Below are 26,768 nucleotides of genomic sequence, written 5' to 3'. Positions count from 1 at the left end.
AACATAGTGAATAGGATAATTTAAAAAATTTTTGAAGGCGTTGAGAAAAATGAACGATGCTCCTTTTTCGTATCCCCACCCATATCCAAATCCTTATTATTTTAACGTACCAATATATAACAATATAATACAGCCCAAATACTGGACTACACATGATGTTGCTAACCGATTAGATCTTTTTCAATCATCAATTGGAAGGAATGAAATCGGACTAAAAGATTATGGACGGAAACCATTTGTAATCAATATTAATGAAGCTACGAAACAAAACAATAACTACCGGACCGCATTATGGACAGGAAATCATTTTCAAGTTACATTGATGAGTCTTAAGGCTGGGGAAGATATCGGGTTAGAAATTCACCCTAACGTTGACCAATTTTTACGTATTGAACAAGGTCAAGGGATTGTTCAAATGGGCAAGAGAAAAGATAATTTAAACTTTGTACGGAATGTTTATGATGATTCTGCCATTATGATACCTGCTGGAACATGGCATAATGTAACCAATACAGGTGATATCCCGTTGAAAATTTATTCTATATACGCACCTCCACAACATCCATTTGGCACGATTCATGTAACTAAAGCAGATGCTTTGGCTGCAGAACACCGTTCTGACTGCGATATGCGCGATTCTCATCTAACAAAGTATCCAAATGGGATTCAAACAAATAATTTTAACAACGTAAAAACAAGCTTTTCTAAAGAGGAAGCAGCAGCTATAGCTTTACTTTTAGGCATTGATTTTAATAATAGCAAGTTTGATTTAGATGAGTTTTGGATGGGAGTAAATACTGAGCTGGAACATGGAAAAATATCCAGCCAAACAAATGTAACTGATGATGATCCTATTATAACGGGGAAAATTGCCCTAGCTCATCTTCAGGAGTTTCCTGATTACTATAAAAGACTAAAGGTGCTTGAGAAAGAAGCAAAAGCCTATTGGAACATGTATTAATAGGATGCCTAAATGATAAGAACAACTTATAATTTTAGCGAGTTTGTGAAATATTTCGCTTAAAATAACGGGTGCGTTAGCTGAAGATCGGAGCTGTCTTTAAGGCAGCTTTTTCTTTATGCAACAAACTAGTCAGGATAGTTTAGGAATAAATGATATAATTTGTAATATTGATTTAATTGAAAGGAGTTTGTTGCATATGCCAACCTGTCAGCAATGTGGCTATAAATGGGGTTGGATAGAGGCCTTTTTTAAAATGTTTACCTTTAAAAAGAGGTTAAGTTGTTCATCCTGTGATTCATCCCAATACGTTTCCAAGAAAACAAGAAAGCTATTAAGCCTATTTATATTTATAACTTTATTGATCGTACCTTTAATATCATTTGGTGTACCTAAAGGTTATGCCTTAGTTTTTGAAATAGTTGCGTATGCTTTAGTGATTATTATGATGCCATTTATATATAAGTTAAGTAACAAGGATGAACCGATGTGGTAGTCATTTAAACAACGGCGTAAGCTTAAGATAGGAGCTGTCTTTAAGGCAGCTTTTTATTAATGTAAATATCGGGGGAGTTTAGAAGAAGGGAGGAGTCAAAATGAATCAGAATATTGGTACAGAAGAAGCGATTAAAAGGTGGGATAGTTTCGCGGATACATATTCTGCAAATCATACCGAGCAAGGAGATCTTCATAAACAAGTTTTTTTGAATCCAACTTTATTATCACTTATGGAAACGGTGAGGAATAAAAACGTTTTAGATGCCGGGTGTGGTGAGGGGTATTTAAGTGGATGTTAGCGAGGTCCGAAGCAACTGTAACGGCTGTGGATTATTCATCACGGATGATAGAAATTGCTAAGGGAAGAACCCCGAATGATTTGTTGATTGATTATAGGCAGGGGAATTGTGAGGACTTGTATTGCTTAGAAGATAAACGTTTCGATTTAATAGTATCAAATATGGTTATTCAAGATCTTGCAGATTACGAAAAAGCATTTCAGGAAATGTATCGTTTATTAGTAGATGGAGGCTGTTTTATATTTTCGATTTTGCATCCTTGTTTTGTTACTCCAGAGAGTGGTTGGGAGAAAACGAAAAGCGGTAAAAAACTGCATTGGAACGTAGATAAGTATTTTTATGAAGGAGTGTATGAACAACGTTTAGGTGATAAAGAAAAAATGCTATTCTTTCATAGAACATTAACAAGTTATATAAACACTTTAATCAAAACAGGTTTTATTTTAGAAAGCATAATAGAACCTAAGCCATCAAAAGAGATGTTAGAAAAATATCCTTCATTTGAAGAAGATTTCAGATGTGCTGATTTTATAGTTTTTAAACTAAAAAAGTAAAGGTGAATCTTAATATTAGAAAATCAACGAGAGGAAGGTGTACATGGTGGGGAGAAATTACAGAATGATGAATGAGGTCTTAACAAATGTCCAGTAAAACATATCAAATGAACCAGAGTTATGTAGATTCTCAAGAAAAACAAAAAATGTTATACAAACGTACATTGATTATTATAAGTATTTCACAAATTTTTGGCGGTGCCGGTTTAGCGGCTGGAGTTACGGTGGGGGCACTTCTTGCACAACAAATGCTTGGCACAGATGCATTTGCTGGAGTGCCATCGGGTTTATTTACATTGGGATCTGCCGGGGCTGCTTTAATCGTAGGGAGACTTTCTCAACGTTACGGCCGCCGTACAGGTCTAACAGCTGGTTTTATGATAGGTGGACTTGGAGCTATAGGAGTCATAATGGCAGCCATCATAAATAGCGTTTTCCTTTTATTTGCTTCCCTGCTCATCTATGGTGCAGGAACAGCGACAAATTTACAAGCTCGTTACGCTGGTACGGACTTGGCTAACAATAAACAGCGAGCCACTGCCATCAGTATTACCATGGTGTTTACTACATTTGGTGCAGTTGCCGGTCCGAATTTAGTGAATGTAATGGGGGATTTTGCTCTTTCTATTGGCGTTCCTTCACTCGCTGGTCCTTTCATTTTATCAGCGGCAGCATTTATCTTAGCAGGTCTTGTCCTTTTCGTTTTGCTTCGCCCGGACCCATTAGTTATAGCAAGAGCAATAGAAGCGTCCAAACAAGAAAGTAAGCGATTAGGATATTCGGCTGATACTGAACAAATGGTAAACAAAAGAGGAATTATTGTTGGTGCGACAATTATGGTTCTTACTCAAATTGTAATGGTGGCCATTATGACCATGACGCCAGTTCATATGAGGCATCATGGACATGACTTGGGTGAAATAGGTCTCGTTATTGGATTTCATATAGCTGCCATGTATCTTCCTTCACTGGTTACAGGTGTCCTTGTTGATAAGTTTGGCCGTACTGCCATGGCTATTGCCTCTGGAGCTACGCTGCTTCTGGCCGGTTTAATATCGGCGATTGCACCAGGTGATTCTATGATTCTCCTAGTTATTGCCCTTTCTTTACTTGGATTAGGATGGAATTTCGGTTTAATAAGTGGGACGGCTCTTATTGTTGATTCAACCGACACTTCAAATCGGGCTAAAACCCAAGGTACAGTGGATGTTTTAATTGCATTATCAGGAGCCTCTGGTGGAGCCTTATCTGGAATGATTGTGGCCGGTTCAAGTTATACAGCCTTATCATTTATCGGAGGGTTATTATCTCTATTATTGATTCCAGTGGTTATCTGGTCTCGGGGAAGTGAAAAATAAAAAGAAGCCATATAATAAGTAAAAAAAGTCATTTCCTATCGTACAGGAAACGGCTTTTGAAAGTCATTTTGGAACGCTTGAAACGTTTGCCCCTTTTTTGCCATACAAAAAATCCCCTCCATCCTCGAAGGGTTGCTCTGTTTTGTGCAATAGCATTGGAGAAATAAACAAAGTTTACCACCTCATAATTATTGTAGCATTGATTGATGAGCAATCTGTAGATTATAATAATAATAGGAATACTACAAATGTACATATAAATTCATAAGAACTAACGGGTTGGGGGAGAAATTATGATGAAAAAACTAGCAAAGGCATTAACCGTAGGAGTATTAGCTCTAGGATTACTGGCAGGAGTTGGAGCAAATAAAGGAGAAGCTGCAACAGTAACAAAGCCGATCGGTTCAACTTTCTATAAGAGCGCCTTAGTAGGTACTACCTATAAGGTTCAAGATTATAAAGGTAATACAATTAATGCAAAAACAACTAAAGCTGTAACGTTAACTCCATATGCAACAAATAAAAACTTTTCATATGCTACAGTAACATTTGTAGATTATGATAAAGTAGGAACAAAGTGGGTCAAGTATACAAAAACAGCCAAAGGATATTTCTTTACTCCTATTAAAAATGGTATAACTTACAATGAATATACGAATGTAAAAAAAGGAATGACTTATAATCAAACGGTATCTATCACAGGTGAATATATGAAATTAGATTCAACATATACCTATGGCGGCATTACCCAAAAAGATTATACCTGGAGCCGTTACAGTGACACTAATGACACACATTTTTATACGGTTTTTGAAAACAACAAGTTAACATACAAAAGCTATTCTGTAAGTGAATATTAATAACAAAAAAGCCCCTCTCGTGTGAGAAGGGCTTTTTATTTTTATTATTCCAAATATAAAAATTGTTTCTTTTTCATTTAGGTGAATTTTGACATTGTGAGGGGAGAGGTGAAGTTTTGGAAAATAAAAGAAAATTGAACAAACAAGAAGCAATACCTTTGATATTGACTGTTGTTTAGTTATAGCTGCATTACTGGTTTTTTTATCGGCAGATCGATAACGAATATAGATTTAAGGATATCGATTTTTATTTTTTTTAATTGATATTGGATTTTTAGTGGCTTTGATTTTGGGAACCAAGGCAAAGCAATTTGGTATAAGAGTAATCAGCGTTTTATCAAAGCTTTCGGGACCATAAAGCAGGTTTTAGCCATAATAAATCCAAATGATTAATTTTAGGTGCTTTAGGAGCTGTCTTTAAGGCAGCTTTTTCTTAATGAACTAAAGGGGCAGGATTGTTGAAAAAGGAATGCAACCTATGTTTGTCTAAATAGTAATATTTAACAATGTTTAGGCATTGCTCTAATAGTATTTTAACAGTTACATTATTTTCTAAATGGGGAGGGGCATTTTTGCAAACTTTTTTTAGATATAACTGGATGGTAAGAGAAGACTGGTATCGTTGGTGTGAAGAGTTAAGTGAAGAAGAAATTCTGCGGAACCGAACGGGTGGAATGGGAAGTATATTGCATACACTTTTCCATATTGTTGATGTCGAATGGAGCTGGATACGTCTCTTGCAAGGTAAAACTGACTTTCAGGAGAGTTTCGATAGTTATAAAAGCTTGAACAAAGTTCGGAAATTGGACGCTGAATTTCATTTAGAAGTGGAAAACTTTGTGAACAACTGGGATGCTAGTATGGAAAATCAATTATTTTATGATACCTTGCAGGATGGAAGAATTGTGACGGATACTTGGGGTGAAATAATGCGACATACTATTGCTCACGAAATTCACCATATAGGGCAATTATCAATTTGGGCAAGGGAATTAGGGAAAAAGCCTGTTTCTGCAAACCTTATAGGTCGGGGTCTTTCCTCTCATTCCATATAAATAATTCAAATAGATATTAATTTAGTCGGTTTCTATATATATTGAGTGAAGTCCTTCAATTAGAGATCGCCTTTTCGATGTTCTGCTGCTGGTCAGTTTTGTTAAGCAAAATCAGTTTGTGAAGAATTGTATTTAAAGTAACGGGTGCGTTAGCTGAAAAAAGCTGTCTTTAAGGCAGCTTTTTCTTACGGAACTAAAGGGGCAGAATAATTGAAGAAGGAATGAAGAAACAAAAAGAGAATAGGTACTGTTAGTTAAAATGATTTTTATAGAAAGAAGGATTAATATGGCATATTGCAAAGTTCGCCAAGCTGAAATTTATTATGAAGATTTAGGGGAAGGAAAACCAATTTTAATGATACACGGTTATTCTCCGGACCATCGATTAATGAGTGGTTGTATGGAACCAATATTTACCAAGAGGGAGGGGTGGCGACGTATTTATATCGACCTACCTGGGATGGGATTAACAAAAGAATATAACGAAATAAGTAGTTCTGATGAAATGCTGGATGCTGTTTTAGAGTTTATTCAAGCTGTAATTCCTAACCAAGAGTACGTAATTGCTGGGGAATCTTACGGTGGCTATATAGCTAGGGGCATTATTGAAAAGCATCAAGAACAAATACTTGGTGCAGCATTTATATGTCCTCTTATTATTCCTCTTCCAGAAAATAGAACAGTTGAGATACATAAAATAATGAGAACGGATGAGAAGTTCATTGAAAATTTATCAAAGGCTGAATTAGAAGATTTTAGAAATAACAACATTGTACTTGATGAGTACACATGGTTAAGGTACAACAAAGAAATTCTAAGTGGTTGTAAAATTGGAGATGAAAAGTTTCTAAATAAGGTTAAGAATAAATATGGGTTTTCTTTTAAGATTGACCAGTCTGATTTTATTAAACCCAGTGTATTCCTGTTAGGAAGACAAGACTCTTCGGTTGGATATAAAGATGCTCTGGACATAGCAAACAAGTTTCCGCGAGGAACATTTGCTGTATTGGATATGGCAGGTCACAATTTACAAATTGAACAACCACAACTTTTTAGCACTCTATTAAATGAATGGTTGGATAGAATTGAAGAGTTCCAAAACTAATACTTAACGCAGTAATTGAAGTTTGTGAAATATAGTATTTAAATTAACGGTTGCTTTAGCTTAGGATCGAAGGCAGCTTTTTCTTATGGAACTAACGGGGAGGTTAGTGAAATAACAATCCTTTGTAAATCTTATTTTGTTATAATGGAAATAAAAGCTTAATTATTATAGGAGATAAAAATGTTTGATAAAATCAAGACTTGGGCGAGGAGACTAAAACAGCAAATTTTTATCCTTTACTTTGCTTGTAAAGATGAACGGGTGCCTTGGCATGCAAAGGTATTTACGGCTTGTGTTGTGGCTTATGCATTCAGTCCGATAGACATAATACCTGATTTTATACCCATTCTTGGCTACTTAGACGATGTAATTCTCGTTCCAATTGGGATAATGATCGCATTAAAGATGATACCAAAGAGTGTATTAACCGACTGTGAAGTTAAGGCAGAAGAAATGATGAAAAATGGTAAGCCGAAGAATTGGATAGTCGGCTCACTAATAGTAATGATTTGGGTCTTAATTATAATATGGGCAATTATATATATTTATCGTTTTATGAACTAACGGGTGCTTTTACTTCACTAGGATGCACAAGAAGACCACTTATAGGTGGTCTCTTTTATTTGTTCAAAAATCAACATTAATCTTTAACAAAGCCATGGTTAAAAAGCGATCTTAATATAGTCTATTATTATAAAAAGTGATTTTCCCTCCATTAATTTGTGGTACAAGAATCGGATTCTCTGAAGCTGATGCATTGTCATCTTTTATTTTTTAAGGTTCTTAGACTTTCCATATCCCCATTTACTATCACATCAATATGAGCAGAAATGATAGATATATCCAAATCCCACCATTTAATTTCCAGCAGTTCGTTAATGATTTCTTCCGAGAAGCGGGTTTTAAGTTTCTTTTCGGGATTCCCTCCAACGATGGTGTAAGGTTCCACATCTTTGGTAATAACCGATTTGGCGGCTACAATTGCACCATCCCCAATTTTTATTCCAGGCATGATGACAGTATCCATTCCTATCCAAACATCATTTCCAATTATGGTATCACCTTTAAACGGCAACTGATCTAACGTTGGCGTATACTTCTCCCAACCATGTCCGAAAATGTTGAAGGGGTAGGTTGAAAAACCATCCATTCTATGGTTGGCTCCATTCATAATAAACGTTACACCAGGTGCCATGGCGCAAAATTTCCCGATGACAAGCCGGTCACCGAAGAATTCGTAGTGATATAACACTTGATCTTCAAAAGACTCACCATTCCTTGCATCGTAATATGAATATTCACCCGCAATAATGTTTGGTCTAGTGATTGTATTTTTAATAAATTGCACGACGTGATTTCCTTTAATCGGATATTTATCTTGAGGATTTGGTCCATGTTGCTTATTAGATTCCATGGATATCCACTTCCTTTCAGGGTTTTTATAATAAACTTAGCCGGCCGATCTTATTGCATTCCTCAGCGAACCAAATGGCACCATCAGGACCTGATGCAATTCCATGCGGCTCCGCATTTTGGGTAGGAATTGGATATTCCGTAATTTCTCCTTGCATGGTAATGCGCCCAATTTGATTTGCTTTATGTTGTGTAAACCATAGCGCACCATCTTTTCCGGCAGTTATTCCATATGGGCCTGAACCTTTGCCAAGAAGTTCGTATTCGTCCATTTTTATCCCCATTATATGCCTCCTTCTTTTTGTATGAAATTCTTCTAGTCATTCGTTATAAATAATTGAAATCCTGTGAAAAAGTTTTTGCACAAGGTGTGAAGTCTGTCCAAGGAGAGATTTTAATTCATAGATGAAAAGGTTATTGAGATTCTATGTTTCTAATTGGTCATATTTGCAGGAGAACCCAATTACCTAACAATTTGGGTGAATTGTCTGATACAAAAGTTTTTTTTCCACATAGTTTATTAAAAAGTATGGTTACTCCAGCGGTGTTGATTAATCATGGGTATTTAATAAAGAACAATATTCAACATTAGAAAATTATGCTTATATATGGATACAGCCTGATATTAGAACATAATGAATCTGTCGTGACCTTGCCCTTATTTTGGCGGAAAATACTTTTATATATATCACAGGAGGGGTTTTCATGGAGAAAGCAATAATTGTGCCTTGGGAAGAAGATGAACTCACTCATGAGTTTTTTGTTCCTGAATATATTGAAAAAATGGCACTGGAAGTTCTTGAACATTACGGTTTCTCCGTTCAGAACATTCAAGTTGTTACAACAAAACCAGATAAAGGCGGCTCTATATGGAAAATGGAAACAAGTTCAGGGCCAAAGAGTTTAAAACTTTTACACAGAAGACCTACAAGAAGCATGTTTAGCTTAGGAGCTCAAGAATATTTAGTTAATGTTAAGGAAGCAAGAGTACCGCCCATCGTGAAAACCAAAGATGGAAAGGATTATGTTGAGGCGGGAGGGAAGTTATGGTTCGTCGCTGAGTGGATCGAATCATTGGCACCTGTATCAAAGGATTTGGAAGGAGCCAAGCATCTTTGTAATGCTCTCGGTGAATTCCACCTTTTAAGCAAAGGGTATGTTCCGCCTAAACAAGCTGAAGTTGCATCCCGGTTATATAAATGGCCAGCGACTTATGAAAAAGTCATCAATAAGATGGATTGGTTTCGGAACATTGCTAATGCATATGAAGAAATGCCTGCAAGCCCCTATTTGCTGAATGTTTTAAATGAATTTGAAGAACAAGCAAAAAGAAGCTTAGAAAGATTAAATGAATCAAGCTATCTAGAGCTAGCGCAACAAGGTAATGAATATTGGGGATTAGTGCATCAAGATTATGGCTGGTCAAATGGTCAAATGGGCTCTAATGGAATGTGGATTATTGACCTTGACGGTGTTGCTTATGACCTTCCTATTCGCGATTTAAGAAAACTGATTACCGGCACAATGGCGGATTTATATAGATGGGATGCAACTTGGGTAAGGGAAATGATCAAGTCCTATCACGAGGCAAATCCAATTTCATCGCAACTATATGATATCTTAATGATCGATTTATCTGCACCAAATGAATTTTACAAGAATGTTAAAGAAGTAGTATATGAACCTGAATTATTTCTAACTGATCAAACAACAACGATGATTCAAACAATTGTTGATACCGATCAAACAAAATGGCCAGTGTTAGAAGAAATTAAAGATGATTGGAAGGGAATGGAACAAACATGAAAATTTTAATGATTTGTACCGAAAAGCTTCCTGTTCCTCCGGTACTGGGCGGGGCCATTCAAACCTATATCTCAGGCATCCTGCCACATTTAAGTAAAGCCCATGATATAACGGTTTTAGGTATTAATGATCCATCACTCCCTGATCAAGAGACGATTGATGGAAACCGTTATGTACGTGTACCTGGAAAAATATTCGAAGTATATCGAGAAGAGGTTGTCAGCTATCTTGAAGCAAACCATTTCGATCTAATTCATATATTCAATCGGCCTCGGCTAGTCCTTCCTGTCCGAAAAGCAGCCCCTCATTCAAAAATTACCCTTAGCATGCATAATGATATGTTTAATCCAGAGAAAATCAATCCGGAGGAAGCAAAAGCAGCCATAGACGAAGTTACGAATATTGTAACGGTCAGCGATTATATAGGCAATGTCATAAAAAGTTTATATCCACAAGCTTCATCAAAGATCCGCACCATCTATTCTGGTGTTGACACCAATCGATTCCTGCCCGGCAGTCACCCGAGAATGCAAAAAATTCGTAATGAATTACGTAAAGCGAACGGTCTTGAAAACAAAACGGTCATACTATTTGCAGGTAGACTTTCAAGTAATAAAGGTGTCGATAGGTTAATTCGGGCACTGCCTGAGCTTTCAAGTAAATTTAAGGATTTGGCTTTAGTTATTGTCGGAAGTAAATGGTTCAGCCAAAATGATGTTACCGATTATGTAGCTTATGTAAGAGCATTGGCAAAAAAGCTGCCTATCCCAGTTGTTTCAACAGGTTTTGTCGCACCTAGTGAAATACAAAATTGGTTCGCTGCTGCCGATTTATTCGTGTGTACATCAATATGGCAAGAACCGCTTGCGCGCGTCCATTATGAAGCGATGGCTTCAGGGCTTCCAATCGTAACAACTGCAAGAGGCGGAAATCCAGAGGTCATTCGTATAAGAGAGAATGGGCTTGTAGTAGAGAATCCAGAAGATCCTGGATGTTTTACAGAGAAGATTACTGAAATTCTATCAAACAGGTCACTAATGAAAAAAATGGGCGAACGAGGCAGAGAACTTGCCCTTAGCTTATATGAATGGGATCGAGTAGGATCTGAAATACTTGAAGTTTGGAAAAAATAACTGAATAACCAATCAAGAGTGGATGTGAATTGCGCTTACTAAAATACTTGTCACTGGTGCTGAAGGGGTTACGGATCACATTTATGTGAACCATTCCTAAAGGGTACGAAAAACAAAATGATTGGCGATGATGCATCTGCAGGACCTACCTCCATTACCCCCTAATAAGCTAAGGAAGTTAAGCTTAAAGCTCTCCGGAACCACCCCAAGTGTCAATTTTATTATGCGAAAAACTTGTCAATGACACCCCACGGAATCAGACTTTGTAAAAAAATACAATTTAAGGGACCCCTTGAATATAGACTCAAAAAAGGTCGGGAATTTCGGGAGTGACTCCAAATTTTTGGAGGGTTATATCGCTCTCCTTTCAAATGAAACAAGTTGAAGAGCCATAATTGAGTAAAAAAAAGCACCTTGCTTACCTAGTAAATAGGCTGTTGCAAGGTGCTTGTATTATTTGTTTGAAAATTCCCTGAATAAGGTTATAATTAAAAGTGTTGGAGAACCTAGCCAACTAGACACCCTTAGAGAATTGCCTTGTCCGCTACTTTCTAAGGGTGGATATTAATATTCTGGCTCATGCTTGGTTGAATTTCGGGTATGGAATGATGGTGTGTAATGGATGGATTTGTTTTTCCATTCAGGATGGCATTTAACACAACCAGTGTTATTGTACCCATCACGACTCCGTTTCCACATATTAATTGGACTGTTTCCGGGAATTTATCGAATGCTTCCGGGACCCCCTTGACTGCCAGACCGACTCCTATTCCAAGTGCAATCGTCAATTGATTGGAAGGTTTGCTTAAATCCGCTTTGGCTATCATCCCCAAAGCTGCAGAGAGAAGCATGCCGAACATTGGTATCATGGCCCCGCCCAGAACGGGTAAAGGGATCATTGTCGTAAGACCGGCAACCTTAGGCACAAAAGCTAGAAAGATTAGGATACAACCTGCCGTGATTACTACCGAGCGCTGAGTTACCTTTGTCAGCAAGACCAAGCCAACATTTTGGGAGAAGGTAGAATGGTTGAAAGAGTTGAAGATACCGCTTATGAAGCTCCCTATTCCTTCTGCACGGAGGCCCTTTTCCACATCTTTTTCGGTTATTTCCTTCCCGCATACTTCCCCGAGTGTCAAAAAGACGCCTATACTTTCCACAGCTATGATTAAAGATATGATTGTCATAGTGATAATAGATGAAAGGTCGAAGGTAGGTACCCCAAAATAAAAAGGAGTCACCATTGTAAACCAGCTGGCCTCTATAAAGCCGGAGGTATCGACCATACCTAGAAAACCAGCCAATATAGTGCCAAGAATCATGGCGAAAAGAACTGAAACCGCTTTCAAGAAACCTTTAGTAAGTGTATTCAATAAAAGGAAACTTACTAGTGTAAAACAAGCTAGCATTAGATTCATAGGATCTCCAAAGGTGGGGGAACCGACTCCGCCCGCTGCATTTTTCATGGCAACTGGCATTAATGACACGCCTATGATTAATATGACGGACCCTGCAACAATTGGTGGGAAATAGGGTATTAATTTACCGATTACTCCTGATAAAATGGCAACAATTATTCCGGATACCATAACTGCGCCTAAAACCCCGGTTATACTATGGACCGATCCTATGGCTATTACTGGCTCAACCACGATAAAAGAAACAGCCATTAAAGCAGGTAATCTTATACCAAATCCTTTACCGCCAATAACTTGAAGCAAGGTGACTATCCCGCAGGCGAGTAAATCAAACGAGATCAGGTATATGATCTGTTCTTGTGTCAAGCCGATTGCAGGACCGACGATTAGTGGAACAGCTACCGCTCCTCCATACATTACACAAACATGCTGTAAACCTAACAATAACGTGTTTAGTTTGCTCAATTTTTCCATGTTTGCCCCCTTTTAATTAGTCACGACTTTCCAATTATATGAATGTAACGAAATCGCCTCCTTGTGATTTTGTAAATACTTCCTTATGGATGGTTTTTCTGTTGCTTATTAAGAAACGCTATTTACAAAATCGGTGTATTTTTATATTATCACCGCCATAATGCTAAATCAAGACTATTTTTTGGAAAAATATGAATATTCATTCAAGTTCACTCTGTATATAATTAAGAAGAATAGGGGGAGAAATATGTATTTAACGATCGAAAAAGCTTTGAAACTTCCTGCCCTAAACCAAGTGGAAGTTATTGGAGGAAGTCAAGGGTTAACTCGGGTAATTAATTCAGTAAGTATAATGGATCATCCGGATATATCATGGATTAAACGAGGGGAACTCCTGCTGACAACCGGTTATGTGTTTAAGGATGACCTGAATGCTCAAATCAATCTTGTGAGGGAATTGTCGAAAAGGGGAAGTGCTGGATTAGCTATCAAGATTAAGCGGTTTCTTTCTACGATTCCTCCTGGAATGGTGGAAGAAGCGAACAAGTACAATTTCCCATTGCTGGAGATTCCTTATGAAATGCCTTTATCCGACTTATTATTCAGCTTTACATATGAACTTGTTAATAAGGAGAAAGTGAATAACAATGGAAAAGGAAGTGTTGAAGTTTTTCATTCTCTTTTGAATGGGGAAAATAGGAGTTCATCTTTTATCCCCCAATTACAGGAATTTGGCTTTAATCCCGATAGGCCCTATATTCTGCTCTTAATAAACGGAACGAAAGAAGAAGGGGATTCATTCTTTCCAATTGGCAGAATGTTGGAGAAATTAAACCAAACGGAAAGGGAAGATTTCAAGTATTGGAATATCGATTTCGATGGTCAATTGATTATTCTGCAAGGGAAAGGAATGGTGACTGATGAACACCTTCTTATGCAGGCTCAACGAATTGCCATCCTTTTAGAAGGTCTTATATCCAAAGATGATCCTGGCACTTCACTATCCATGGGGTTAAGCAAGGTGAAAAAGGAATTCTACAATATGAAAGAAGGGTTTATTGAAGCTAAAAAGGCCATTCAACTTGGCTCGAGGCTTAACCCGACTAATATCAATGATTACGCAAGCGTTGAAGTTGAAGATCTAATAAATCAAATCCCTAAGGATGCCATAACTCAATACGTGCTATCCATGATTCAGCCGATTATTGTATATGATAGGGAAAATGAGGGTGAGTTGTTAAAAACGCTGGAAACCTATCTATTTTCAAGAGGGAGAATAGAAGATGCGGCACGGGCTTTGTTTGTTCATCGAAATACTGTAAAGTTCCGTTTGTCTAGAATTGAAGAATTATTGGGAGTTGATTTAAAATCGAGGGATATTGCTTTTAAATTGCAGTTTAGTATAAAAGCTGCGAAGTTATTATTACATGACTAAGTAAAGGAAGCATGATTTGAAGGAATCGGGAATCAAGTGTTACTGCACATGAAAAACTGCCAGGGAATGAAGGATCCCTGGCAGTTTTTCATGTGTATGGGCCATTTTCTTATTGGTTATCCAGCAGACGTTTGGCATATAGGGCAAGTTTTAAAGTGAACAGATCATCATTGCTTAAGTCCATTCCTAATCGTTTTTTTATGCTTTTAATTCGAAAATGGATAGTGTTTCGGTGTACCCCCATTTTTCTGGCCGTTTCAGCAGGTCGAAGATTGCATTGCAAATAGGCCTCCAAGGTTTTGATCAGATCAGACTGGGTTTCATCGTCATGGTCCTTCAGCGGTGCTAAATTACCTGTAACAATATCCATGAGCACATTTTTTGGAGCATACTGCAAAATTTTAAATGTTATTAATTCTTTGTAGCCGTAAACTTCCTTTCCTGGGTTCAATCGTTTTCCCAAATCAATAGATTGTAAAGCTTCCTGTAAGCTATGGGCCAGGTTATGAATACCTGTATGATAGTTACCGACTCCCAGTGTAAGTTCCATTGGCAGGTGTGTAGATAAAGTAGAGATGATTTGTTGGCTTATCTGGGTGACTTGTGAATAAAAGCGGGTGTTCCCTAAGGGGATGGTATCCAGATAAATGATTACTAGACTGCCCTTGATATTCCTTATGAGCTTATCGATTTTATATTGCTCGGTTAATGTTTCAATTGTCTTGATAAGCTGTTTATAAGTAATGGAATCATTCCTTTGATTCCATTGTAGCGTTAAAGGTAAAACCGTACATATGAATCCCCCAGTAATTTGTTGGGAGCTGGATTTGTCCTCCGTCATTTCTAAAATCCCGTAACTTAAATTTCCAGCACCAACTCCGGAAATATCTTCCATGTCATAGCTTTTCTCTTTTTGTTCATTCTGTCTCTTTACAATTTCACGAAGCAGGGGAGACATGATATCTGATAGCGAAAACTCAGGGGGAATTTTGAGAATGGGCAAATTGGCCATATTGGCAATGCTGATGGTGGTTTGCGGAATTTCTTCCAGTTTGATGAACAATCCTGAACAATTCATTTTTGCCAATTCGATTACGAATTGGTCTAATTGTTGCGGATTATCTTGAAATAAGTATCCGGTTGTTAGAATCAATTCATTTGGCTTCAACCAGGAAAGCACATCAGGAGCATCAAAGCTATTGATGGATTCTATTTCTCTATTAAGTCCCTGCATGCCAGCTGCCACTTGGCATTGTTTGATCTGTGGTAATTTTAATGCATCAGTCATCGTTAAATGCATGATAGGTCCCCTTCGCTGTGCCTTTTTTCTCTAATTTAACTAATTTTTTGAATATTGGCAACAGAAGCTAAGCTATTAGGATGGCCTGTTCTTTAAACGGTGAGTGCGGTAAGCACAAAGGGGTTGGAAAAATATTAGCTTTTTCAGCTAATGACCTATAAATGAACGCATGTATATAATTCAATTAAGTTAAGAATGTTTTGAATTATAAAAATAATTGGAAGAAGGGAGGGCCCGTATTGATATCTGACCTTAATAGCATTAATGAGTTGAACAAGGTGGAATTCATCGAAAAGTTAGGTTGGGTATATGAACATTCTCCATGGATAGCAGAGCGTTCATGGGAGTACAAGCCATTCATTTCCTTAGAGGACCTAAAGCAGAAAATGGAAGTTGTTGTGGAGAATGCCTCATTATCGGAACAGCTCCAATTAATCAAGTCTCACCCGGACCTAGCAGCCCGGATTGATATGGCTGAAGCATCAGTTAAAGAACAATCCGCAGCCGGTTTGAATTCGCTTTCTCCGGATGAATATGAAGAATTTCATGCGTTAAATAATCAGTATAAAGAAAAGTTTGGATTTCCGTTCATATTTGCTGTCCGTGGCAGCGATAAAACGGTGATAAAGGCAGAGATGAAAAGAAGGATTGGTTTGGATCAGGCAAATGAACTGAAGGAAGCGATCAAGCAAATCCACTTAATTGCCAGCCACAGGTTATCTGATTTTATAAACTAGGAGGAGGAATAATATGACAGCTCAAAATGAAAACAGAACGATGTTTTACGGTAAAGGGGATGTATTTGTATATAGGACTTTTGTGCAGCCTCTTACAGGTTTGAGGAAAATACCGGAATCAAGTTTCACAGAAAGAGATAATACTATTTTTGGATTTAATTGTCAGATTTCTCTGAAAGGAGAAGCTTTTTTATCTTCTTTTACGGAAGGAGATAATAGCTTGGTGGTTGCAACGGATTCCATGAAAAATATCATTCATCGCCAGGCGGCTAATTATCAAGGAAATACGGCTGAAGGATTTTTAAAGTTCATATGTGAAGTTTTCCTTGATAAGTATAGCCACATAGATGCAGTGGAACTGACAGCAACTGAAGTTCCCTTCGATCATGTACTCGTTCCAAAAGGGGAAGGACATGAAAATAGTGATGTTGTCTATCGATGTTCCAGAAATGAAAGGGCTACCACTACAATCGAAGTCAAAAGGACACCTACCGGAAGCAAAATCGTTAAGCATTCAAGTGGAATAGTTGATGTCCATTTAATCAAGGTTAAAGGAAGCTCTTTTTATGGATTTATTCAAGATGAATACACCACACTGCCAGAAGCTCAGGATCGTCCACTATTTATCTACTTGGATTTCGATTGGGAATATAGCCGCTGGGAGGATGGCACTGGAGCGGATCCAGAAAAATATGTAGCAGCAGAACAAATTTGTGATATTGCAAACACAGTGTTCCATGAACTGAATAACCGTTCGATTCAGCAGCTCATTTATCATATTGGTATTAGGATTCTGGAACGTTTCCCTCAGCTGGCTAATGTTCAATTTAAAACCAATAACCGTACCTGGGAAACCGTTGTGGAAACCATTCCGAATTCAGAAGGAAGTGTTTATCAGGAACCACGTCCTCCGTTTGGCTTCCAAGGCTTTGTCGTTACACAAGAAGACGTTAAACAAAAAAAGGCAGCTGATTCAACAGTAGGGGCTTCCCGATAATGGACAGTAAGCTGACCACACATGTTTTGGACCTGTCTAAAGGTCTGCCGGCAAAAGGGATGAAGATAGAACTTTGGGCCATAGCAGAACAGGGAGACCATTCTTTCATAAAAGAGGTCTGTACAAACAAAGATGGGCGAGTGGATGATCCGCTTCTTCAAGGGGATGATCTCAAACCAGGTGAGTATGAGCTTGTCTTTTATGTTGGGGAATATTTCAATGATGGAGCGAATGATCCCAATATAAGGCCATTTTTAAATAAGGTCCCACTTCGTTTTGGAATAAGAAGTAATGAAGAACATTATCATGTTCCTCTGCTTGTTGCTCCGGGAGGATATAGCACCTATCGAGGAAGCTAGTAAATCAGTAAGAGAGTTGGAGGGTTCAATTTGGCACATGAACGTACTGGTGCAGTGACTTTAGGCGGTAATCCAGTGACCTTGATTGGTCCCGAACTAAGAGTAGGGGATAAGGCACCTGACTTCGCACTATTAACAAATGACCGCCGTAAAGCACATTTAACAGACTATAAAAATAAGACATGCATCATCACGACTGTTCCTTCGCTTGATACTGGTGTATGTGATTTACAAACAAGGGTCTTAAATGAAGAAGCAAGCAAAATGGGTGATGATGTAGCGGTGTTGGCTATCAGCGCAGACCTTCCCTTTGCTCAAGCAAGATGGTGTAATGAAAGTAATGTCGAAGCTATAACCATTCTCTCCGACCATTTTGATTTGTCATTTGGTACTGCATATGGAACGTATATGAAAGAACAACGATTGGAATGCAGGGCAGTATTTGTAATCAATCAAGAAGGAACCATTGAGTATGTGGAATATGTACCGGAAGTCACGGATCACGCAGATTATGAATCCGCATTGCAGGTAGCGAAGGAAGTAATAAATAAAGCTGGTGCAGCTAAATAAACATTTTCCCTTACGAAGGAAAGTAAAAGTACATTCTATTATCCGCAAGACCGTCCGATTTACAAAAAGCTGGACGGTCTTTTGGTGATACTGAATTAAATTAGTAGTTTTCCAGTGACTTATCCAGGTCTCTTTCTAATGTAAAATATAATTACTAAAATTAAACATTAATTACTTTTATTTGAAGGAAAATCATGCTATAATGAAAGTCCAATAGCTTTAAATAAGATAGAAGCGCTTCCTTATCAGAGGAAGCGCCCTTTTTATGTTTTCACTTACTAATTAACATAACAATGCTAGAAACACCTGAAATAGAAATAAGTATACATGTAAACTCCTGAAATCCGTCATCTCTGCCCCTTCCACTTCAATTTCTTGATGATAAACAGCCCCTGCAATGATATTTTCTACATCACCTAATGGTAAAATCTATCGAGGGCCCTTTTTAAAACAACTTTTCTGGGTCATATCCATTCCCACTTAAGAATGTTCAGTGGTTTAATACAATAAAAGTTAAAAGTACTTGCCTTCTATTATTTCTTGTTGAAGGTGAGTCCTTTTCATTGTTCCATTTCAATTTATCAATGTAAGCATCTGTAATATCATAATACTCTACAAAAATCCCTTCAGAACAAAATCTGAAGGTTTTTTATGTTCATATAACCTAGATTATTAGAAGTTGAGGATTTTAAACTAATATCCTCGTCAACAGATGAATATAATAATCGTGAATTTTAGCATGTGGAAAATTTTTTTTTTGAAAGGGGATTTTTCATGAGTTCGGAAAAACGAAGAAGATTATGTCAGGAATATGCAAGAATTTTAGGCGGAGACGGAATGATTACTCCAGAAGGAGTATGCTTGGTGCAAAAGTTTCGTAATATTAAATTCACAATACTTGATCGCAGAACGCAATCTCCACTAGTCAATCCGCAATTTTTTACGTTTGAAAATGTTGATAGTAGGGGGAATGCATTAAATTTAGGGGAAACAGTTCTTTTACAAGAAGAAGTTAACCCGTTATTAACTGAACTTAGAAAAAGGGACCTTTTAGTTACTTCTATTCATAATCACTGGTTATTTGAAGAACCTCGGGCAATGTATATGCACTTTGAATCGATTGAACCACCTCTAGATTTTGCTAAAAAAGTTAGAGATGCATTTAGAGTATTAAAAGTGTAGTCAGACTATACGAGGCAAGCCTTACATCAGTGAGATTATCAATCCCACTGATGTTTTTTTTTGTATATCATGTCTTTTATTTTCCCCTGGAGCAGGCCGCATGGCATCTTGTGTAGTTTCTAAATTACCGGATTAGGGATATCAAAAGTACATATTGGACCATTAACACTAGCATGTCTGAACCTTTTTAGCTTAATTTGAAGAATTTCCAAATTTTCAAAGGTATTCAATTTAGTTTGTCCTGAAATAATAAGAAAAAATGCAGGAGAGGCCAAATGAAAAACAATAAATTAATTATCGCTATTTTTATATTTGTCTTAATGGTCGATCACTCGGTCTATGCCATGGAATGGGAAGATGAAGAAGGACCTATAAGTTTTAAAATTGAGATGTTACCTTGGGAGATTGTAAATAACATTATTCCTGATAAAACAAATTTCACCATAATCGATATTGAAACTGGTTTATCATTTAAGGTACAACGAAGGGCAGGTAGCCATCATGCCGATGTACAGCCATTAACCAAAGAAGATACTCAAATCATGAAGAAAATTTATAATAATAAATGGAGTTGGAATAGAAGAGCCATTATTGTATTAATCAATAATCAAATGATTGCTGCATCCATGCACGGAATGCCACATGGTGCTGGTGCTCTTCCAAATGGTTTTTCAGGTCATTTTTGCGTTCATTTCTCTGGAAGTATTACGCATAGGTTGAAAAACGAAGATCTTTCTCATAAATTAATGGTATTGAAGGCGGCTGGTAAGCTTGATGATTATATACAAACGGTAAATCCTTACGAACTTATACGTATTTTTACCATTGCCATTAATCAAGGAAATCAGGAATTATTAGCAATGACCTTATCAAATCCGAGTCACCCTAACCGTGTCAATAAACTTGTTAAAGATATTACATACTTTGGAGTGGTTGACCCTTTAAGACAACCGCCTGAACAGCTAAATGGTCTATTTCTCGTGGATGTACCCGTTCAAGTAGCTATTTATAAGAAGAAAGAAGGCAAAGAAATAAAGGTTATGCATTTTATGATCCGCAAGGAGAGTTTGCCTGATCGTTGGTTTATTGATCAAGATGCAATTTATGAAGACTTGAAGTGAAATTGTGAATGTTCAAGGAAACCAACCCAGGAGGTGCATTAAATGAGATTAACATGGATTGCGGGACTTTTGCTATTCGTTCAACCAGTGAATATTTCTGAAAGCTTATTGGTAACCCACCAAGGACAAACGATTGCCAGTGTCAACCATGCTGATATTACAATGCCCTTCCTGGATGTTCCTATGGTGGACGTGGATAAATACAATCAATTTGTCGAAAAAATAGACCGGCAAGTTTACCAAAAACCTGTAAATGCCACAATGGACAAGCAAGGTAATATTCTACCTGGGCGGGTAGGTTACAAGCTATACCATCGAGCCTTTAAAGAGCAATTTCATTCCTTTTTGTACAGTAGTAGATCATACAAACTAGAAGTACCTTTGCTTGCTATTCATCCAAAGGTTGACAGCGAAATACTTGCGGAAATTCGTGAAAAAAAGATAGGTGAATATAGAACCTATTTTAATGTGAACAATAAAAATCGTTCAAATAATATCTCACTTGCTGCAGAAGCCATTAATAATTATGTCGTGTTTCCAGGAGAGGTCTTTTCTTTTAACCAAGCTGTTGGCAAGAGGTCAGTAGAAAAAGGATATTTGCTCGCTCGGGTTATCGTTAAAGGAGAGTTTTCTGAAGGGATTGGCGGAGGGATTTGCCAGGTTTCATCAACATTGTTTAATGCTATCGACAATGCAGGGTTGCAAACGATTCAACGCTATTCCCATACAAGGAGCGTTCCGTATGTTCCATCCGGCCGCGATGCAACAGTAAGCTGGTATGGGCCTGATTTTAGTTTTAAAAACAAGTACAATCAACCGATCCTGATCCGGGCTACGATCCAAGGAGGAATGGTGAGTATCATGGTTTACTCTTCAGATATGATTAATTATAAAATACGAAAGATTCCTGATGCTTCAAAGCAGATATCCAAAGAACAAATTATTCGTTCGTAAAAGTACACGTATACGAATGGGGGCACCTTTGGCAAATTTGATGTATATATAGAAGAAACGCGTAAAAACAGCCTTTGCTTATTGGAGCAAGGGCTTGTTTGGGACATTTTCTTGAAAAAGAGAAGGGTTTATTCGTAGGTAAATCGAAGTTAATCAAAGGAATAAATGTTCAAGCCACTTTTGATAAAATATTCACTTACACTGACATACTGTTGTCAGCATAGACGTTTACAATAGCTATCGGAACTGCAACTAGGAAATCACCCGGTGACCCTAAATATTGAAGTATAGTTACTTACTCAACATTGAGGAGGAAATCGATTATGAGCGAAACAAAGACATTAAGAGGACTCACCACCGTCAGTTTTTGGGCCGACGATCTAGTGGCGGCAAAGAAGTGGTACGCAGAGCTGCTGGGTACCGACCCATACTTCGAACGGCCGGGATATGCCGAGTTTCGCCTCGGGGACTACCAGCACGAGCTGGGCCTAATCGATAGCCGCTACGCGCCCGGTGGTTCGTCGACCGGAGCGGCCGGGGGTGCCGTCGTGTACTGGCACGTCGACGATGTGACAGCAACTTTCGAGAAGCTGCTGTCTATGGGAGCGAAAGAACACGAGGCACCCACAGTTCGCGGTCAGGGGTTCATTACTGCATCCGTGGTTGATCCCTTTGGGAATATCCTAGGCATTATGTACAATCAGCACTATTTGGATGTTCTGGATTCGAACAGAAAAGCGTGATCCGCGCTGACGGCATTCAAAGCATGTCCAGTTTGCATTACTCGCATCTAGTTCGTATATACAATTTATAGAATCGTTTACTGATCGGAGCTGTCATTAAGGCAGCTTTTTCTTATGGAACTATACATAAGGAGATAATAAATGGATGGTACAATTGCGTTATCTCCATCGAAAAAAGTATCTATTGTGAGGGGATTTTTGATTTGTAAGAGGAATATAGAGCTAAATAAATGTAAGCCGCATTCCTTCGATGAAAAATGCGGCTGTTTCAAAAATTATTTAAGGGTTTAATACCCTCGATTCCGATCTACCATTCCACTTAATGGTTGTTCACTTGAAAATCGCCTTAAATTTTCTATGAAAAAGTTGCTCACTTCGTTAATCGTACTGGGCCCTGACAGGTGGGAAGTGACAAACACATTGGGCATGGACCAGAAGGCATGTTCTTTTGGCAACGGTTCTGTCTCAAATACATCAAGGACTGCTCCCTGAAGATGTCCTTCCCGCATGACAGATAGTAAAGCCCCTTCATCTATCAATGCGCCGCGGCCAACGTTGATAAGGTAAGCGTTGGGTTTCATCGCTAAAAGTAGGTCCTGGTTAATGATATGATAAGTGGAATCCGTTAAAGGAAGCGTCAGGACCAAATAATCCAGGTCTTTTACAAATTCACCCCATTGATCTGGAGTAAAGTGGAGATCCACGAGTGTTGCTTGTTTTCCACTAAAGCTTAACCCATGTACATTCATATCAAATGCTCGGGCTTTACGAACAAGTTCAGCGCCAATCGATCCAAGTCCAGCGATCCCGATTGTTTTCCCTTTTAGGGTTTCAGAAATGAAAGGATCCCACCTTCGCTCCAATTGCGATTGTTTCATCCGAGGACCGTCTTTCACTATGTCCAAGAGAAACAAAAATACATATTCAGAGATGTAAGCACCAAATTGGTCAATAATTCGAGTTATTGTAATGTTTTGAGGTATCGAATTGTCTGCTATCAAATCATTGACCCCTGCTCCCATTGATTGAAACCAGCGAACAGATGCGGCTATTGGTTTACATAGTAATTGTGTAGGAAAATTCCACCCCAAGATAACTTCAGTGCCTGGTAAATATTTTTCTGCTTCCTCCAAAGTTTTCGCTGTCTTCACCGATATGAACCCACTATTGCGGATACGATCAGCATAAGCATCGACCTCTGTCTGAATAGGACTAAATACAAGAATGTTTGGTTTGTGTGTACCCCCCATTGGCTCTCTCCTTATTGATTCTTTAAATATAGTGTAAATTCTTCCACCTGAGTCGTACATGGATAAAAAAACAGTGCATTACTTTCGAGTATGCACTGCTTTTTAAAATTTCTCCAGAATCATTCGTTTTATTTATTTAACAAAATGGCTTCTGCGTTACTAGGCTGCAGAGCTGTTTGCAGTGTTCTTTTTTCTTCATCGTTTAAAGGGACCAATGGTAAGCGGACACCTCCAACATTTAATCCCCGCATATTTAATGCTGATTTTACTGGTGCCGGGCTTGGTGCAGCAAATAATGCTTTCATGATTGGAAGAAGTGTACGATGTGCAGCGGCAGCACCATGGACATCACCATTTTTAAAGCTATTGATCATTTCTTGCATTTCATTGCCAATTATGTGTGAAGAAACCGAAACGATGCCTGCTCCACCGATGGCTAAAACCGGTAATGTTAACCCATCATCGCCGCTGTATAAAGTAAAATCACTAGTTGTTTTGCTTATGATTTGTGCCATGGCATCCAAGTCACCACTTGCTTCTTTTACTGCCACGATATTGGTGATTTTTGAGAGGCTGACAATCGTCTCCACTGACATGTTTACAACACTTCGACCTGGAATGTTATAAAGCATTACCGGTAATGAAGTGGAATGGGCAATAGCGCTAAAGTGCTGAAATAATCCTTCTTGAGACGGCTTGTTATAGTATGGGGTAACGAGCATGATTCCGTCGACTCCTGCTGCCTCCGCTTGCCTTGTCAAGCTGATGGAAGCTCTCGTGTTATTTGAGCCGGTTCCAGCTATGACTGGAACTCTTCCATCAACAACTTCTACAACAAATTTGAATAAATCCACTTTCTCTTCTTGAGTTAATGTAGGGGACTCTCCAGTTGTACCGGCTATTACTAATCCATCAGAACCATTAGCAATTAAATAGTTTACTAAAGTTCTCGTAGCATTAAAATCAACCTCTTCATTATGATTGAACGGGGTAACCATTGCGGTTAAAACTTGGCCAAAATTCATAACTTCACACCCTTTTGTATAATTTTTTAAAAATATTCAGAGGTGGTTAGGGCCATTCAGGAGTAAACGCAAAAAAGCAACAACGAGGATTCGCTGCTGCATTAGAAACAATATTTACCAAGAAAATGTTTCCGCGCATAAGATAGCCCTCCATATAGTTTCCTATATGACAGTCCTGTATTTATTCAATAGCAGAACCAGCTTCAAGAACATGAGATTCTTTCCGCTTCGGCAAATTCCCCTTTCCACAATAGTCATAGGATCTCATTCTCCTCAAAATGTGTACTAATGGTCTTTGCTCCTCTATCCTCACTTCAAAAGATTCCGAAGTAAGAAAATATTTAATTGATTGTAATATAACAGGGAATCCATTCTGTTGCAAGCCTAATTATGAAGTTTTTTAAGAATGCTAGAAATCTATGGAAATGGCTAGAGTATTGGGGTGGATTCATCTTTATTCGTTATAAGTTGAATAAATATTTAATGGACGAGGGTTCTAAACGAGGGAGTAGTAGAAAATACAACTCCCCTTTTATGATTCTTTTTTATTTATTCGATTAAAACTCAAATTACAGTTGGCCACTAATTTTAATCGGTAATTTCAACTAAGTATTCGTGCGTATAAAAACCTTCAATTCGTAAATAATATCCATATCTTACAATCAAAGGAGTGAAGTCTATTGAAAAGATATTCATTCTTTAAAAAGCAAGAAATTCATAAATCTACAGACTTCACTGATGTACTCAAACATCTGCAAAAGTCCAAGGACTTCACAAGCTTTACACTCGATTTTGAAAATGAAATATACTGTGTATCTTTTTTCGATACATTAATTGATAAAGATATAATGCATAGGGACCTCCTTCCTTTTTTACATACAAATTCTTCAACTCTGGAAGAGCTTGTACACAACTTGCCAATAGAGGGGCTTGTTTTTACAAAAAATCCTGCTGAACTACAAAGTCAGCTGTTAATGGGTTATATAGCCATTACATTAAATAATCAATCTGATCAAGCAGTTTTAGTTAAAGCAGCAAATAACACTTCGAGGCAAGTTACACTGCCAGAGGTAGAGTTCAGTGTTGTCGGTCCGAAAGAGGCACTGGTCGAATCACTTGATACGAATATATATTTAATCCGAAAACGGCTTCCAATTGCAGAACTTGCTGTTGAAGAAATTATTGTTGGGAAGTTATCCAAAACAAGAGTAGCTGTGATTCATATAGAAGGAATTGCAAATAGCGAGAATGTAGAAACCGTCATACAGCGCATATCTGATTTAAGGGTTAACCAAATAATTGATAGCTCCTATATTTCCCAAATGATTGAAGATAATAAAAATTCTCCTTTTCCTCAATTTATCGATACGGAACGACCTGATCGATTGGCTGCAGTACTTGGAGAAGGCAAAGTAGTGATCTTGGTGGATGGAGCTCCACATGGCTTACTTGGGCCCTCTACATTCTTTGAGTACTTTGCGGCATTCGAAGATTATTTTCTCAACTGGACAATTGCCTCATTCTTTAGGCTTATTCGTTTTTTTGCTGTATTGTTTTCCATCTTAATGACCCCCATATATGTCGCAATTCTCACCTATCATTATGAGTTGATCCCAAAGGATTTAGTCAGTACGCTTGTGATTTCTCGTAGCGGAATTCCATTTCCACCGATTTTAGAAGCATTAATCTTGGAATTAGCCATCGAACTTCTCAGGGAGGCAGGAGCTAGACTGCCGACTAAAGTAGGTCAAACAATAGGTATCGTAGGTGGTATTGTTATTGGGACGGCATCTGTTGAAGCAGGGCTGACGAGTAATGTATTGTTAATTCTTGTTGCATTGTCGGCTCTTGGTTCTTTTACTACACCTGTTTATCAAATGGGTAATACCATTCGCTTAATTCGATTTCCTCTCCTACTCATGGCTTACTTTTTAGGATTATTGGGTATAGCTATCAGTTTTTGTTTTTTGCTTGTGCATTTACTGAGGGTAACTTCCTTAGGGAGGCCATTTCTTGAACCATTATATCCGCCAAGGATTTATGATATGCGGGATGCCTTGATTCGTTTACCATTTTTTCTTCAGGCTAAACGTCCAATTGAGGTTCAGACGGAAGACACCGTTCGGTTAGAACCCAAGGAAGATACTAAAGACTAAGTGAG

The 26,768-nt window shown here is 38.0% G+C and carries 24 protein-coding genes, 3 pseudogenes and 1 riboswitch; of the genes and pseudogenes, 21 read left to right on the top strand and 6 right to left on the bottom strand.

The genetic code is table 11. The features are described from left to right. Nucleotides 1–49: 49 nt before the first annotated feature. The 9 genes and pseudogenes from MKX49_RS21410 to MKX49_RS21370 form a co-directional block, all read left to right on the top strand. Nucleotides 50–610, top strand: a pseudogene (locus MKX49_RS21410) (cupin domain-containing protein); the annotation flags it as partial. Nucleotides 611–628: 18 nt separating this feature from the next. After that, nucleotides 629–961, top strand: coding sequence for a DUF5661 family protein (locus tag MKX49_RS21405; RefSeq protein ID WP_340878591.1), 333 nt, complete (start codon nt 629–631; stop codon nt 959–961). Nucleotides 962–1,079: 118 nt separating this feature from the next. Next, a complete protein-coding gene (locus MKX49_RS21400) occupies nt 1,080–1,457 on the top strand; it encodes a TIGR04104 family putative zinc finger protein (RefSeq protein ID WP_340877696.1) in 378 nt (125 codons plus the stop codon). Between the two features lie 100 nt (nt 1,458–1,557). Next, a pseudogene (locus MKX49_RS21395) lies at nt 1,558–2,312 on the top strand (class I SAM-dependent methyltransferase). Nucleotides 2,313–2,398: 86 nt separating this feature from the next. Next, nucleotides 2,399–3,670: an MFS transporter gene (locus tag MKX49_RS21390; RefSeq protein WP_340877695.1), complete on the top strand. Its 1,272-nt coding sequence runs from the start codon at nt 2,399–2,401 to the stop codon at nt 3,668–3,670. 293 nt (nt 3,671–3,963) lie between these two features. Next, nucleotides 3,964–4,530 carry a hypothetical protein gene (locus MKX49_RS21385; protein ID WP_262871223.1) on the top strand — a complete coding sequence of 189 codons (567 nt, stop codon included), beginning with the start codon at nt 3,964–3,966 and terminating at the stop codon, nt 4,528–4,530. Between the two features lie 572 nt (nt 4,531–5,102). Further along, complete coding sequence (locus tag MKX49_RS21380; RefSeq protein WP_034304673.1) at nt 5,103–5,585, top strand: DinB family protein; 483 nt, start codon at nt 5,103–5,105, stop codon at nt 5,583–5,585. A 286-nt stretch (nt 5,586–5,871) separates the two neighbouring features. Beyond that, nucleotides 5,872–6,690 carry an alpha/beta fold hydrolase gene (locus MKX49_RS21375; protein ID WP_340877693.1) on the top strand — a complete coding sequence of 273 codons (819 nt, stop codon included), beginning with the start codon at nt 5,872–5,874 and terminating at the stop codon, nt 6,688–6,690. A 180-nt stretch (nt 6,691–6,870) separates the two neighbouring features. Next, a complete protein-coding gene (locus tag MKX49_RS21370; protein WP_340877691.1) occupies nt 6,871–7,254 on the top strand; it encodes a YkvA family protein in 384 nt (127 codons plus the stop codon). 196 nt (nt 7,255–7,450) lie between these two features. Here MKX49_RS21370 and MKX49_RS21365 read toward each other — a convergent pair whose 3' ends face one another. Continuing rightward, nucleotides 7,451–8,104: a Vat family streptogramin A O-acetyltransferase gene (locus MKX49_RS21365; RefSeq protein WP_258832136.1), complete on the bottom strand. Its 654-nt coding sequence runs from the start codon at nt 8,102–8,104 to the stop codon at nt 7,451–7,453. 25 nt (nt 8,105–8,129) lie between these two features. Then, complete coding sequence (locus tag MKX49_RS21360) at nt 8,130–8,387, bottom strand: Vgb family protein (RefSeq protein ID WP_340877689.1); 258 nt, start codon at nt 8,385–8,387, stop codon at nt 8,130–8,132. Between the two features lie 421 nt (nt 8,388–8,808). On the opposite strand from MKX49_RS21360, the gene MKX49_RS21355 reads away from it, so the two are divergent. Both MKX49_RS21355 and MKX49_RS21350 read left to right on the top strand, forming a co-directional pair. Next, nucleotides 8,809–9,909 carry a CotS family spore coat protein gene (locus MKX49_RS21355; RefSeq protein ID WP_063594868.1) on the top strand — a complete coding sequence of 367 codons (1,101 nt, stop codon included), beginning with the start codon at nt 8,809–8,811 and terminating at the stop codon, nt 9,907–9,909. Continuing rightward, nucleotides 9,906–11,039, top strand: a pseudogene (locus MKX49_RS21350) (glycosyltransferase family 4 protein); the annotation flags it as partial. The gene MKX49_RS21355 and the pseudogene MKX49_RS21350, both read left to right, overlap by 4 nt. A gap of 554 nt (nt 11,040–11,593) precedes the next feature. Here the strand turns inward: MKX49_RS21350 and MKX49_RS21345 are convergent. Continuing rightward, complete coding sequence (locus tag MKX49_RS21345) at nt 11,594–12,934, bottom strand: nucleobase:cation symporter-2 family protein (RefSeq protein ID WP_340877688.1); 1,341 nt, start codon at nt 12,932–12,934, stop codon at nt 11,594–11,596. Between the two features lie 247 nt (nt 12,935–13,181). Between MKX49_RS21345 and MKX49_RS21340 the strand changes: the two genes are divergently transcribed. After that, entirely contained in the window at nt 13,182–14,369 is a 1,188-nt protein-coding gene (locus MKX49_RS21340) for a PucR family transcriptional regulator (RefSeq protein ID WP_340877687.1), read from the top strand. Nucleotides 14,370–14,478: 109 nt separating this feature from the next. Here the strand turns inward: MKX49_RS21340 and MKX49_RS21335 are convergent, their stop codons facing one another. Next, nucleotides 14,479–15,669 (bottom strand): PucR family transcriptional regulator, encoded by a 1,191-nt coding sequence (locus tag MKX49_RS21335; RefSeq protein WP_340877685.1) that lies wholly within the window; start codon nt 15,667–15,669, stop codon nt 14,479–14,481. A gap of 239 nt (nt 15,670–15,908) precedes the next feature. On the opposite strand from MKX49_RS21335, the gene uraD reads away from it, so the two are divergent. The 8 genes from uraD (at nt 15,909) to MKX49_RS21295 (ending at nt 22,332) form a co-directional block, all read left to right on the top strand. Then, nucleotides 15,909–16,406, top strand: coding sequence for a 2-oxo-4-hydroxy-4-carboxy-5-ureidoimidazoline decarboxylase (gene uraD / locus MKX49_RS21330; protein ID WP_340877684.1), 498 nt, complete (start codon nt 15,909–15,911; stop codon nt 16,404–16,406). Nucleotides 16,407–16,419: 13 nt separating this feature from the next. Then, nucleotides 16,420–17,403, top strand: a complete 984-nt coding sequence (gene pucL / locus MKX49_RS21325; protein ID WP_202186639.1) for a factor-independent urate hydroxylase — start codon at nt 16,420–16,422, stop codon at nt 17,401–17,403. Continuing rightward, nucleotides 17,403–17,762 carry a hydroxyisourate hydrolase gene (uraH, locus tag MKX49_RS21320; RefSeq protein ID WP_034304629.1) on the top strand — a complete coding sequence of 120 codons (360 nt, stop codon included), beginning with the start codon at nt 17,403–17,405 and terminating at the stop codon, nt 17,760–17,762. Before pucL ends, uraH begins: the two co-directional genes overlap by 1 nt. A gap of 30 nt (nt 17,763–17,792) precedes the next feature. Next, a complete protein-coding gene (tpx, locus tag MKX49_RS21315) occupies nt 17,793–18,332 on the top strand; it encodes a thiol peroxidase (protein ID WP_340877683.1) in 540 nt (179 codons plus the stop codon). Between the two features lie 774 nt (nt 18,333–19,106). Continuing rightward, nucleotides 19,107–19,514, top strand: a complete 408-nt coding sequence (locus tag MKX49_RS21310; RefSeq protein ID WP_323599035.1) for a DUF1259 domain-containing protein — start codon at nt 19,107–19,109, stop codon at nt 19,512–19,514. 275 nt (nt 19,515–19,789) lie between these two features. Further along, the gene (locus MKX49_RS21305) at nt 19,790–20,635 is read left to right on the top strand and encodes a hypothetical protein (RefSeq protein ID WP_340877682.1); all 846 of its coding nucleotides are present in this window, start codon (nt 19,790–19,792) and stop codon (nt 20,633–20,635) included. 42 nt (nt 20,636–20,677) lie between these two features. Continuing rightward, nucleotides 20,678–21,589, top strand: a complete 912-nt coding sequence (locus MKX49_RS21300) for a VanW family protein (RefSeq protein WP_340877681.1) — start codon at nt 20,678–20,680, stop codon at nt 21,587–21,589. 323 nt (nt 21,590–21,912) lie between these two features. Further along, nucleotides 21,913–22,332, top strand: a complete 420-nt coding sequence (locus tag MKX49_RS21295; RefSeq protein ID WP_048678408.1) for a VOC family protein — start codon at nt 21,913–21,915, stop codon at nt 22,330–22,332. 287 nt (nt 22,333–22,619) lie between these two features. On the opposite strand, the gene MKX49_RS21290 is transcribed toward MKX49_RS21295, so the two are convergent. Both MKX49_RS21290 and dapA read right to left on the bottom strand, forming a co-directional pair. Then, the gene (locus MKX49_RS21290; RefSeq protein ID WP_340877680.1) at nt 22,620–23,582 is read right to left on the bottom strand and encodes a D-2-hydroxyacid dehydrogenase; all 963 of its coding nucleotides are present in this window, start codon (nt 23,580–23,582) and stop codon (nt 22,620–22,622) included. A gap of 128 nt (nt 23,583–23,710) precedes the next feature. After that, nucleotides 23,711–24,607: a 4-hydroxy-tetrahydrodipicolinate synthase gene (gene dapA, locus MKX49_RS21285; RefSeq protein ID WP_340877679.1), complete on the bottom strand. Its 897-nt coding sequence runs from the start codon at nt 24,605–24,607 to the stop codon at nt 23,711–23,713. 135 nt (nt 24,608–24,742) lie between these two features. Further along, nucleotides 24,743–24,921, bottom strand: a riboswitch (Lysine riboswitch). Nucleotides 24,922–25,287: 366 nt separating this feature from the next. Here dapA and MKX49_RS21280 point away from each other — a divergent pair. Further along, nucleotides 25,288–26,763: a spore germination protein gene (locus MKX49_RS21280; protein WP_340877678.1), complete on the top strand. Its 1,476-nt coding sequence runs from the start codon at nt 25,288–25,290 to the stop codon at nt 26,761–26,763. The last annotated feature ends 5 nt before the right edge of the window (nt 26,764–26,768 follow it).

The sequence above is a fragment of the Peribacillus sp. FSL M8-0224 genome, assembly GCF_038003055.1.
Classification (GTDB): domain Bacteria; phylum Bacillota; class Bacilli; order Bacillales; family DSM-1321; genus Peribacillus; species Peribacillus frigoritolerans.
The sequence above is the reverse complement of the archived record's forward strand: the minus strand, read 5'-3'. Positions and strand labels throughout refer to the sequence as shown.